Source organism: Brevibacillus brevis NBRC 100599 (assembly GCF_000010165.1).
In the GTDB taxonomy this organism is placed as follows: domain Bacteria; phylum Bacillota; class Bacilli; order Brevibacillales; family Brevibacillaceae; genus Brevibacillus; species Brevibacillus brevis_D.
On record NC_012491.1, the window covers coordinates 3,215,838 to 3,228,282 of the forward strand.

Below are 12,445 nucleotides of genomic sequence, written 5' to 3' on the forward strand. Positions count from 1 at the left end.
TTTCCACTGGACAAACGAGGATAGTTAACTGTTCGTTACACCATATGACTAGTCCGCGATTGTGCTTGTGTGTTTGCACCACACAGGAAAGAAAAGGGCTATTCATGGCAAACATAGAAAGGCCCCTAAAAAGGGACCTCTCTTCATCCAGCTATTTACTTGTCTGAACGTTAGACTTGACGACCTGCCAATTGTTGCTCTGCGAAGCTCACCAGGCGCTTAGTAATTTCTCCACCAACAGAACCGTTTTGGCGAGAAGTAGTGTCTGGTCCGAGATTTACACCGAATTCAGATGCAATCTCATACTTCAGTTGATCCAAAGCTTGGTTCGCTTGAGGAACTACCAGGTTGTTGCTGCCCGAGTTGTTGTTAGCCATGATTGATTCCTCCCGACGCGGTTTTTTCTCCCGGGACGGATTTGAACCGTCAGCTTGTTGCTTCTCGCCTTGAGACCGGAAGTTGATTTTCAAGAGGTGGTTGTTGACCTCTTGTGGTACTATCATCCCACCGCAAGAAAAGTACATACACGTTTTCTCCCGATATTTCTGTTGTAAAATCTGACAAGGTTGTCCCGCTCCTTTATGCTATAATGGTGCGTATAGTTTGGTAGTGAGAGGGGCAAGGTTTTGTGAGTGATTCTGGAAAAGTACTGCTCATCGATGGTATGAGCTTTTTATTTCGCGCCTTTTATGGTTCTGCTTGGGGTGGAGCCTATCGCCAGACTTCAACAGGTGTGTACACAAATGCGGTTTATGGATTTACAAAAATGATGCTCGATTACGCAGAGTTGACACGTCCTTCTCATCTCGTAGTGGGCTGGGATGTCGCTTCGCGCGAGTCTTTGGTGCGCAGTCAATGGTATGACGGCTATAAATCAAATCGCCAAGCGGCACCGGATGAGCTCATTCCACAATTCGATTTGGTAAAAGAAGTAACGGATGCATTCTCGGTTCCGAACTTGGGTTGCCCTGGCTTTGAAGGCGATGATGTATTGGGCACGCTCTCCACACGTCTTTCCGAAGAAGGACACGAGGTCATCATTGCGACAGGTGATTACGATAGCTTGCAGCTCATATCTGAGCGAGTGAGTGTAAAAATCCTGAAAAATGGCGGTAAACACGAGCATTATAATCCTGCGAGTCTCTTGGCATTGCGTGGAATTACACCTGAACAGGTCGTGGATGTCAAAGCTTTAATGGGAGATGCCTCTGACTGTATCCCAGGCTGCCCAGGAATTGGTGAGAAAACAGCGACAAAATTGATTACCGAGCATGGTGATCTGGACAACCTATATGTAAATCTGGCAAACTGTACGCCTAAAATGCGCAGCAAGCTGGAAGAAAATCGCGATCAGGTATACTTGAGCAGAAAACTGGCTACGATTATTCGGGATGTTCCGGTGGAGTATGCGCTGGAGGATGCCCTATGGGAATACGATCGTCAAGTCGTTCAGAACAAATTCGACGAGCTTGAATTCGGACGTACGATGGCCGCGAGAGTTGGCTAATTGGGGTCATGAGCATCGGCTGAGAAGAAGCGGACTACCCCTTTTTTTCAGCCGATTTCTTTATGCACTGCATAATCGCTCCGTCAGTGAAACCCACACAATCCGGCGATCCATTTGGTCTCGGTACCTTCGTACCAAATTTTCCTCCTCCAGCCTACTAATTAAGCCTGAAGTTGTACTGTTTGACAAATCAACAGCCTTACTAAGGTCCCCCATTGTTTTTGGCCCGTTTTCAAGAATTTCGAGAATCAATACTTGTTGCCAATTGATTTCATTTGTTTTTAGCTCTTTTCGTGCAATATTTGAAAATAATACATTGGCTCCCTGTATAAGCTTGGCCAGCTTAATCAGTCTCTCCATAGAGTCCTCCTTCTGCTATTTTATTGGTTACGCTCAGCATAGGCGAAACAATTAAAGAAAACAGTGGGTAAGAGTTAAAATTTTTCTTAAGCGAAATGAAAAAATCCCGTCCCACGAGTGAGACGAGATTTGGAAGTGCGTCGAACAACTTATTTGGCTGTTTGAAAAACATCTAGGAGCAGCCCTGTATTCTCCTCCCCATCCGCTTCCCAGCTCGTCGCAAATTTGACGCGATGAGAAACGCCCAGCAAATCATACGCTTGTACGAGATGCTGCCTCGCAGAACCCACAATCAAGCTGTGCAAGCGAACTTGTTTATGCTGGCCCAAAAAGATGAGTTTTTCTTGGACATAAGGAGAAATTCCTCCAATTCCATCCGTTACCATTACAAAATCTGCTCCACGCCACGCCTGTTCCTTTTCAACCAGCTCGATGGCTCGCTTCATCGGAGCGTCAAAGTGAGTCCCACCGCCAAACGCCATTTGCGCCAGGCCGTAAAAGGCAGGCCAATCTGGCTTCTTGTGATAGAGCGGTTGCTCCTTAATCTCTCCTTTTGCCCCGAACAAGAGGAGGATAAAATCGCGCTTTTCCAGCATCGAGAGGGCAGCAAACGTCATGATGAAAATTTGCGCAAGCCGCAGCTTACTTCCCCGCATCGAATGGGATGTGTCCAGCATGCAGATCACCGGACCCTTTGGCGGCTCTTCTACCCATCCCGAGGTATCGTAGGTCATGAGCTTTTGCTCCAGCCATTTGAGCATGAAGTAATTCTCAAAGTCCGGATCAGCGAGAAGCACAGCTTCACCAGGCAGCATGTGTGCAATATCGCCCGATTGTCGCAAATCATAGTATTCCTCTGGAAAATGTTTGGAGCGAATTTCTTTGCGCTTTACACGAAAGCGATGGACTTGCCTACCTACCTCGTTTAGAAAAGCGACCAGATCCGGATGGCGCTTCAATTTCTCAATCCATTTCAAATACTGCTCAAAGCTTTGCCTCCGCAGCTTTCCTAACTCATGCCCCCAGCTTCGGTTGGCAAAACGCTGACTGGCCGTAAATACCTCTTCGACAAAAAGCGTATCGAGTTCCTCAGTGGATAGCGTCGCCTTTAACGATTGCTCCAGCCATTGTCCCAGCTCTTTTTCAAAAGCGGCGATCGCTTCCTTCTCTTGCTTTTGCAATCGATCTAGCTGCTTTTCGCGTTGGACGAGCTCCCCCTCCAATTTTTTTACCTTTTGCAGAAGCTTAGTCCGTTTCGTGAACTGTACTTTCATTTCTTCTTGCAGCTCGGTAATGCGATTTTGCAAGGACAGTACCTCTGCCCGCACTAACGGTTTGGTGTCCATGGCTTCCTGCTTATCCTCCACGACGCGCTTCCCCTGTTGAAGGGTATAACCGACTAACTCGAGCTTGGCCTTTTGTTTTTCTGTCAGTAGCTCGGAAAGCTGGGCTTGTTGACTTCCCTCCTGGCCTTGCTGGTCTTTCAAGCCAGTTAAGAGCGGAGAGGGCCGTTGATCCTTCTCCCGCTGCTTCACTTCCTCGGAAAACGTCTCTGTCAGCCACAGCAAGGCCTTGATTGCGGTTTTGAACGACGCACTTTCCTGCCCGACTGTCCGCGGATGAATCATGCGTGTAAAATACTGCTTCATGAGCGTACGAATCATCCAATGATGAAAAGGAGTGGATTCTTGCGTCAGATCGATCTCCGGCTTTTCCAAATAAAAGACGAGGAAAAAGTCAGCCAAGAGATCCAAATCAAACCATGCTGCTCGTGCCTGCGCTTCATGAACCCATTCCTGAGCCGTGCGCGAAGAGGCGAGGTATGTTTCAAATACATAACGATCAACACCACTAGCGCGAATGATCATACGAGCTACCCCCTACAACGTAAAATCATAATCCGCCCCGGGGATTTCCTTGTCAAAAATCGTCCGATACGTGCGCTGGAGTTGTTGTAAAATCCGTTCGCCTTCAATTCGCAGATACGAATATTTAACTGCGTATTTTTCTGCATGAGGAATCAAGCGGTTTTTTTCCAGGACATAGGCATGCAGATCGTGCTCCCGCTTCTCCCACTGAATAAGACGATTACGCAAGTCTCGTGCCGTCTCTTCTACTTCTTCGCGACTCTCCTCCAACAACCGGACATTGCGCTCCATCGCTTCCTTGCCCAGCTTTGCGCCCACTTCTTTTTTAAACTGGAAAGCATGCAGCTCCGATTCTTTTTCCTTCCATTTATCTGCAATTTGTCCGAAGCGTTGGAGTGGTAATTCATTCTCCATATCATTCTTCAGCATTTCCGTAAATTGTTGTTCAAACGCTTCCTGCATAACAGGTAAATCCTCAGGGACATTCCACAGCATATGCGGAGTGAAAACCGTGTCCCAGATCGTCACTTGCTCACGTCCATGCAAGGAAGCAGAAGTACGCCATACATGCGCGATTTTGCTCCAACGGCGGTCGGAGAGCACATACTCTTTTGCTTCCAAGTCTTGTTTGAGGCGGTACAGAAAATAAATGATGGTTTCTGGAATGACCACTTGCTTCGCTGCTACTTGAATATCCTTCACGTCATACAGTGAGAACACAACAGGAAGAGGCGTCGTTGGCAAAGAAAACATGCGCTCGTAGCTGGACGCCTGCTTCAAATAGTGAACCTCATAACGGAACAGGAAGCGGTCATAAAGAGCAGTCAATTGATCATCGTCATCCGGAAGCTCATTCGATGCAGCGATTAAAAACTGCAACGGAACTTCCTCTTTTTCTCTGCCATTGAAATAAACTCGTTCGTTCAATATAGAAAGCAGCGCATTCAGAATCGCGCTGTTCGCTTTGAAAATTTCGTCTAAAAACGCAAACTGAGCGTTGGGTAAATAACCAGCTGTTTTTCGTACGTATTGATCCAGTTTCAATTGCTGAAGAGAGACTGGACCGAATATCTCATCAGGAGTCGTAAAACGGGTAAGCAAATACTCGAACCAATGTTCCGATCCAAAAAGCTGAGAGACTGATCGTGCCAACTGAGACTTCGCTGTTCCCGGCGGACCGATTAACAAAGTATTTTCCCCGCTCATGATGCCCAGCATTAAAAGGCGAATCAGTTCACTTCTTTCCAGGAAACGGCGCTCCAAAAGCTCAATTGCCTGGTCCATTTTACGTTGGATGGGTGTAGTCGAATTCATCGTAGTTGGCTGCACGACGGACTGATTACGAACGTCGATGTGCCGATCCCCCTCTCTTGCTTGGAACCCAAATGTACGTCATTCATTAATAGTGGCATATCGTGGACAAAAATGCCAGTTTCCAGTTGGTTCAGTCGTCTGCTCTGTGATGTGCGTTCACCCATGGCCTATTTTTCGCATATGTTGTGACAACAAGGTACTTCCATCGGAGTAACGAAGAAGGAGGGTGCGACATGGGAATCGAGCTTTTGTGGATACATGGTGTGTATGTCTTGTTCGTGATCGGCATTATTCTCGTAATGGTTTTTCGAAAAGATACGAGTCTGATTAGTATCGTAGGCATAGCAATCATCGGCTTCGTCGCGACAGGCTCTGTGACAACAGCCGTCGGTGGAATATTCGGCAGCTTCATCTATGCGATTACCGAGCTATTACCGACGATTTTAGTCATCTGCATCATCGTTGCGATGAGTCACGTTTTGACCGATACAGGCGTAAATGAAACGATGATTCGACCGATGACCCATTTGATTCGAAATCCAACATTGGCTTATTGGGTCATCGGGATCGTCATGATGGTCATTTCCTGGTTTTTCTGGCCTTCTCCAGCTGTCGCCCTGATCGGTGCTGTCATGTTGCCCGTCGCATTGCGCGCTGGCCTGCCGGCAATGGGTGTCGCCGTTTCGATGAACTTGTTTGGACATGGGATTGCACTGTCCGGTGATTATATTATTCAAGGCGCCCCCACTTTAACCGCCAAAGCCGCAGGAATTCCTGTCACGGACGTGATTTCGGCCAGTGTCCCTCTTGTGATTATTATGGGCGTCGTGACTACTGCAATCGCGTTCTGGTATTTGAAAAAAGACATGAAGCTCGGCGTGCTTGCGTCTCCCAAAGAGACTGTCGTGCCCGATGCAGTTTTTACTTCCGCACGAGTCCCTTTGTCAGATGGCGTGCGGCGTACGTTGGCTGGACTCGTACCGGTATTATTTGTTCTCGATGTCGTGGCCATGTTTGCTTTTGATTTACACGGTGGTGATGCAACGGCGCTTGTGGGCGGAACTGCCTTGCTCATTCTCGTCATCGCAACGATGCTCGCGCACAAGAAAAGTGGTCTCGAGCAGGTAACCACACATCTCATTCAAGGCTTTCAGTTCGGGTTTAAAGTATTTGGTCCGGTCATTCCGATTGCTGCGTTCTTTTATATGGGCGACAGTGGGTTTATCAAGGTGTTTGGGGAGGTCCTGCCGCAGGGTTCACACGGAATCGTGAATGACCTCGGCGTGGCGCTTGCACAGACGATTCCCATTAGCAAGGAAGTAGCTGCTCTCACTGTATCCGCAGTAGGTGTCATTACAGGGCTGGATGGCTCAGGCTTCTCCGGGATTACACTGGCTGGCTCTTTGGCTCAACTATTCGCAACTGCTCTCGGTGCCGGTGCCGCTATGTTAACTGCACTCGGTCAAATTGCCGCTATCTGGGTCGGTGGTGGAACGATCATTCCTTGGGCATTGATTCCTGCTGCAGCCATTTGTGGAGTAGACCCTTTTGAGCTGGCAAGACGAAATTTGTATCCCGTGGCGATTGGGCTTTTGGTCACGACAATCGCGGCGATGTTTCTTTTGTAAAATGTCAGTATCTATACGAAAAAGCGAATGGTCACAAGCCATTCGCTTTTTTCATGGGGTGTTTGATTAGATAGACGCGTTTTCTCATTCTGTTTTTCTCCGAGACTCATACACTTGTACTAGCCTCTATTTGGATGGGAAAGGAAAAAACCAGTATGAAGTTGTGGGGAAAAAGTATCCAAGTCGCAGCAACGTACATTGGAACCGTCGTAGGCGCCGGGTTTGCGAGCGGTCAAGAAATCCTCGCGTTTTTCACTGCCTACGGCCATGCCGGAACAATCGGCATCCTGCTCGCCACCTCTCTTTTTGTTTGGCTGGGCTACAAGATGATGCTAATCGCTCATCATTTGCGCACACCCTCCTATGAATCCTTTAATCAAAAACTGTTTGGACCGATGATCGGTCGTACGATGAATATTTTGGTATTTCTCACCCTTTTTGGCGTCACGACTGTCATGTTGGCAGGAGCAGGCTCGGTCTTGGAAGAACAGTTCGACATTCCGTATTTGGTCGGGACCGTCGCCACCGTTCTGTTCGCCCTGTTGCTTCTGCGAAAAGGGTTGGAGCAGTTACTCGTCGTGAATGCGATAGTCGTTCCGTCCATGGTATTGTTCGCTTTACTCATTTTGCTGGATGGCACTGCAGAATCTCCCATGCCGCTCTCGACCCCATCTGATTACTCCTTCTTATGGAAGACAGTCTTATACGTGTCCTTTAATCTAGCCATGGCCCAATCCGTTCTCATCCCGATCGGCTATGCAATCCGCAACAAGGTTGTTTTGTTACGGGCAGCCGTTATTGGCGGAGTCGTGCTTGGATTCATGCTCCTCGTCGTCCATACTGCCATGTTGGCCAACTGGGACGATGTCCGTCTCATGAATATCCCGATTCTTTTTGTAACGGAGCAATGGAATGAATGGCTCCAGCTGTTCTTTGTTTTCGTGCTCTACTCCGAGATTTTTACCACGCTGATTTCCAACGTGTTCGGGATTGGTCAGCAGCTGCGTGAATTATTGGACGTTCCGGAAACGCGGCTTTACTTGTATTTGTTTTCTACTGCTTTCGTTTTGTGCCTGATTGGGTATAGTCAGTTGCTCATGTTTTTGTATCCGTTGTTTGGGTATTTGGGGTTGTCTACGCTCTGTCGGATTTCGCTTCCAGGGAATGTAATCAGAAAGCGGTTTTGATTGGACGACCATTAGACATTTTCGAACCCTCTTCTATGATGACAATGTTCGGATTTAAGGTGATCAAATGGTCCACCTAAAAGTATTACCCCCGTAATTTTTTTAACAACGAGCAAAAGGCTTTCTTAAAAAACGAACAATTATCATATGTATAGCCATAAAGTATGGAATTCGTTATCTCAGACATTCTTCTTTCGTAATACTTCTGCATACTTTTCTATGGATTCCAGTTCCATGAGCCGAATCAAATTCATCGCCTTGCTTTCCCATTTCTCGATTTGATCCTCTTCATATAGCATTTCAATGAATGGTTCGTACAAACACGGGCTTTTGGTTGCGACAGGATGTTTTCGGTCCACTAAATGAGCCCACTCTAGATATCGTTGGCAAATCGAGTAAGCGATGGTGCCGTCATCAGTCTGTAACAACGGGTAATCATAGCATAGCTTTGACAGGATTTGATCAGTATGAACAGAAGCGAAAGGCGATTCAGAAAGAGCATCTCCTAGACGTCTTTCTAAACGTGTAAACGCAGCTTTCAACGCTTCGCCACTTCTCTTTGATTTACCAAAGTCCCGCTCCACCGTATTCCCGATTTTCTTATCCCATTTCACGCGTTTGATTTGATCAATGGCAAACTCTACATTCCGATTTCTCCAGGCTTCAGCTGTTCTGTGATACACATCGAATGGATCTTTACCAGCCCTCGCCTGCCAACTTGAGGGATGAAAGGTGTTACCGCCAACCTCAATAAGCCCATGATCTACACGTATACTTCCTTCGAGTGCATATAGTAAAAGTAAAGGTTCATAGATTCGATAGATGTGAGCAGCGATCTCATTTCCTTCTTTGGCACAAGTCATATAGTATAACGTTAGCTCACTAACGGATTGAACACGGTTACCCCTCATTCTTGCCACGACTGTATTTTTCTTTGCGATATCATGCTCGGCTGGTACACCTGCTGCACGATAAGGATGAAAGTACAATGGATGAACATTCATTGGATGAGTTTCGATGAATACGTGGATCCGTCGCAAATATTCATGGAACAGTAAATAAACCACGTTATTCTCAGCTAAAGTACTTCTATGGCTATGGTGGTTTGCCAGGTTGGCTATATACGTGATCAGCTTTAGAATCCGTTCATCTCCGTTGCACAAAGCAAATTCCAGCAGACTATGATCAAAATCTTCGATAGGCAGCTCAAGCGCTGGAAATTTCAATAAAAAGTCTTCGATTGGTCGCTCTCTCTGGTAGTTTTTCTGTCCCGTTACATACAAATAGATGTCTTTCGCTTCCTTTACCTGAGGAACGGTGATCATGGAATAATCGCAGGTTTTATATAAACGAGATTGAAAATGAAACATTTCCATCGTATTCTTGACTTCAGCACGTTCACGATTATATTGGTAAGAGCAATCAAACGGAAACCCACGTAGAATGAAATAACTGCTAAGGTCGAGCTGCGTAAGATCAGCGACTTCCATCGCATAAGCCACCGCATATATTCCCATTCCATTTCGAACATGAACGTATAACCTGCCATCGTGGCTCTTCCACCATTTTTGATAACCCTGACTCGCCCGCTCAATAAGAATCGGTTTCTGTTCTATACGTGAGAGCCAATGCGCAACGTCTGACTGTTCTATCCATTTTACTACCCATTGTTTTTTCTCTCGTAGCAGACTGTACTTAACACTTTTACTCTCTAGCAGTTCCTCGATATTTTCAGCAAATACTTGAAACGTAGTGTAGTGTAGCGTATACAGCTTGCCGTTCTCATCTATATAACCAGCCTTACTCAACCGATCATCCATCACATGAAAGCACTCTACCACCGTTTGTCCTTCATAATTTAATACCTCGGGTATTCTCCGTTCCTCTCCATCTCGATGCGCAAAGCTCCCCCATAAATCGATGCAAAAACGATTGTCGATCTCTCCTCCAAATGAATAGCTCAAACCGCCGTACTTTTCCTGCACATCCAACAAAGCATCAAAAGCTGGAATGCCCTTCTGTTGTAGGATTTTTTTTACTTGCTCTCTGTCCGTAATGGTTTTCCTTCTTGTACATTGCTGAACAAAAGCCTTCGCTGTTTCTGACAATTTGTCACCGCCAGGCATATTCGTAGCCTCCTTTCGAGACTTTAGATTTAATTTTTACACCAACAATGGTAACATTTGTAACAGTTGAAACGTCATTCGTTAAGGCCCAACTCATCAAGCTACTAGAAAGGAATTCCTATCGTGAAATTTTCTACCCTATTAAAAACCATGCTCGTTCTGTTACTCACGTTCTTCTCTACTTCGCCAATCAAGGCCGAAGAGCAGCAGGACCCATCAAGAGAACCGCAATTACCAGTGGTGTATCAAAACCTGCAAATACCGTCTCATTTGACAGAGCCATTCTTTCTTTTCACGAAGCAACCACTTTACAAGTATGATTCACCTCCAAAGAGTTACACCATGTCATTGGTTTCACCGTCTGGAAAAGTAATAATAAGCAATTACCTCGCTTATAAAAGTGAAGTGTACCCGCTCCAAAATGGATACGGATATTATTTTGATTCCCCCTTTTTTAAACATATGGACTATTTCCTTTACGATAAACAGGGCAATGTTAAGAAAATGACTACTTGTTGCGATATTGGCTCTTTCAAGCAGATACATGGGGAATGGTTTACGGGCACAGACTATCCAGGAAACCTGCCGTATCTGTACAATGCCAAAACAGGGAAAATTACCAAGAAGTTTCCGGACGCGGATCATCCAATCTACTTAGCCGAACCGACTACGAAAACGTTTGATCCGTATTACTTGCCCTATGGTGGACTGGTAAAAGACGCAAAAGGGGATGAATACTACAAGTTGGGCATGAGAAATATTCATGGAAAAATACTGAGCAAGCCATTTTTTGATGAATATTTCGGATATGGTGAAGGCTGGCATCGTGTGAAAATAAACGGCCAAACGCATTTTATCAGTAATGAAGGCAAAATTATGCTGAAGCCTTCCCGTAACTATAAAGTCGAATCGAATATGCACAGTGGAGCATTCATTGTCTCAGGCAAGCTGGGGAACGAAGAATTTTATGTGCTAATGAATAAAAAGGGACTCATTGTGTCCAAAAAGTATGCGTTTATCCGCCCAACCTCCGATGGTCATTTCCTGGCAGTGACGAAAACCAACAAGCAATATACCTTTACCAAAATAAATGCGGCAGATAAAGTCGTCACCCCGCAACAATATGTGCTAAATAAGCCAGAACAAATGAAAGAACTCAAGCAGACGGGACAATTGTTTCATACTGATTCCCAGATCATTGCGAACACAGCTAACAATAAAAGCTTCAACTTTCCACATCAATTGTTGATCACCCCTACGAATGAGACAGTCGCCATCGAGTACACCATCTCAGGGACTAAAAAGATCGGCGTGTATACACATGACGGCAAACTGATCTACGAGGAGATTATCAAATAAGTAGGTACAGTGAGCCTGACTTCTCTTACATTCTCATACTAATAAATAAAAGCACGACAATGCCCTGAAACAGGGGTATGGTCGTGCTTTTTCCTATCAAGTTCCTCTGGTCTCCCGAGTGATCACGCAATTATTCCAATCCCGCAGGTTTTTCCCTTCCATCCAACGGATACCAGCGAAGCACATCACGCGGAGGACTTGCCAACCCTTCCTCCAACAAGACACACTTCCAAATTTCTTCACCCGGCCCATCGGTAGTATCGCCGTCATTGATAACAGGACCATTCTCGTATACATAGTTCGATATATTACGTAGGAAACTTGCAACCTCATTCGGATCGTAGGCATCCCCATTAAATACCGCCTCATGATCGATCACATCCAACTGCTGCATGCCGACGGTATCCATCAAGAGCCATCCCTCTGGAAGATTGAACAACCGGACATTGGACCATAGCTCCAGCGGAAGAAGCTGGATTTGCTCATAACGTTGATTCAGCTCTTGCATCAGCTCGGCAGACGCGAGGCACTCTCCATTCGGATTAAAAAAGCAAAGAGCTTCTGGCATTTTCAAGAGCGACTCTGCAATGGCGGTGACAGTCATCAACTCCGGGAGCGACTCATAATCCTTAGGCAGTACTGGAGCCTGATCATCCGACTCCCCCAACACGAAAGAAGAGCGGATTCGAATAAACGCTCCATGCTCGGTTGCGGCTTGCCGCCCTTCGGGAAATCCCCACGACTGCTGAGCTGCCCGCTCCAGGTTATTCGAGAATGTAAACGGTCCGAAAAAGCCCATCGACCAAGCGCCAAACAGCATCGTATCTTCTGCCGGATCTCCCATACTATCCGGCCAAGGCTTATCGACGACATCGACCTGGATATATCCGTTTACTTCTGGACGGTACGGAATAAGCAAGCTAGGGCCGCTGAACACCCATTGGTCGGACGTTTCTATGATATTCGCAATTTCGAATTGATCCTTGAGTCTGTCTGCTATTTTGTGAATCGGAACCGCTGTTGACAACAGGACGGCAACCCCTTGAGAATACATACCTTTTGGCATATCGTCATCTTCTTCCTAATTGTATTTGTA

10 protein-coding genes are annotated in these 12,445 nt (G+C 46.2%); 4 read left to right on the top strand and 6 right to left on the bottom strand.

What is annotated here, in order from left to right; all coding sequences use genetic code 11:
- Nucleotides 1–170 precede the first annotated feature (170 nt).
- Nucleotides 171–377, bottom strand: a complete 207-nt coding sequence (locus BBR47_RS15350) for an alpha/beta-type small acid-soluble spore protein (protein WP_015891328.1) — start codon at nt 375–377, stop codon at nt 171–173.
- A gap of 251 nt (nt 378–628) precedes the next feature.
- Here BBR47_RS15350 and BBR47_RS15355 point away from each other — a divergent pair, with 251 nt between their 5' ends.
- Nucleotides 629–1,507, top strand: coding sequence for a 5'-3' exonuclease (locus tag BBR47_RS15355; protein WP_015891329.1), 879 nt, complete (start codon nt 629–631; stop codon nt 1,505–1,507).
- A gap of 60 nt (nt 1,508–1,567) precedes the next feature.
- Here BBR47_RS15355 and BBR47_RS15360 read toward each other — a convergent pair whose 3' ends face one another.
- The 3 genes from BBR47_RS15360 to BBR47_RS15375 form a co-directional block, all read right to left on the bottom strand.
- Entirely contained in the window at nt 1,568–1,867 is a 300-nt protein-coding gene (locus BBR47_RS15360) for a MarR family transcriptional regulator (protein WP_015891330.1), read from the bottom strand.
- 149 nt (nt 1,868–2,016) lie between these two features.
- Entirely contained in the window at nt 2,017–3,735 is a 1,719-nt protein-coding gene (locus BBR47_RS15370) for a hypothetical protein (RefSeq protein WP_015891331.1), read from the bottom strand.
- Nucleotides 3,736–3,747: 12 nt separating this feature from the next.
- Nucleotides 3,748–5,049 (bottom strand): AAA family ATPase, encoded by a 1,302-nt coding sequence (locus tag BBR47_RS15375; protein WP_015891332.1) that lies wholly within the window; start codon nt 5,047–5,049, stop codon nt 3,748–3,750.
- Nucleotides 5,050–5,282: 233 nt separating this feature from the next.
- Between BBR47_RS15375 and BBR47_RS15380 the strand changes: the two genes are divergently transcribed.
- Together BBR47_RS15380 and BBR47_RS15385 are read left to right on the top strand one after the other, a co-directional pair.
- Nucleotides 5,283–6,677 carry a membrane protein gene (locus BBR47_RS15380; protein ID WP_015891333.1) on the top strand — a complete coding sequence of 465 codons (1,395 nt, stop codon included), beginning with the start codon at nt 5,283–5,285 and terminating at the stop codon, nt 6,675–6,677.
- A 155-nt stretch (nt 6,678–6,832) separates the two neighbouring features.
- Nucleotides 6,833–7,864: a YkvI family membrane protein gene (locus tag BBR47_RS15385; protein ID WP_041749453.1), complete on the top strand. Its 1,032-nt coding sequence runs from the start codon at nt 6,833–6,835 to the stop codon at nt 7,862–7,864.
- Nucleotides 7,865–8,043: 179 nt separating this feature from the next.
- Here BBR47_RS15385 and BBR47_RS15390 read toward each other — a convergent pair whose 3' ends face one another.
- Complete coding sequence (locus BBR47_RS15390) at nt 8,044–9,990, bottom strand: hypothetical protein (RefSeq protein WP_015891335.1); 1,947 nt, start codon at nt 9,988–9,990, stop codon at nt 8,044–8,046.
- 123 nt (nt 9,991–10,113) lie between these two features.
- On the opposite strand from BBR47_RS15390, the gene BBR47_RS15395 reads away from it, so the two are divergent.
- Nucleotides 10,114–11,349, top strand: coding sequence for a hypothetical protein (locus BBR47_RS15395; RefSeq protein ID WP_015891336.1), 1,236 nt, complete (start codon nt 10,114–10,116; stop codon nt 11,347–11,349).
- A gap of 130 nt (nt 11,350–11,479) precedes the next feature.
- Here BBR47_RS15395 and BBR47_RS15400 read toward each other — a convergent pair whose 3' ends face one another.
- On the bottom strand, nt 11,480–12,415 hold the full coding sequence (locus BBR47_RS15400; RefSeq protein ID WP_015891337.1) for a DUF4261 domain-containing protein: 936 nt from the start codon (nt 12,413–12,415) through the stop codon (nt 11,480–11,482).
- Nucleotides 12,416–12,445 lie beyond the last annotated feature (30 nt).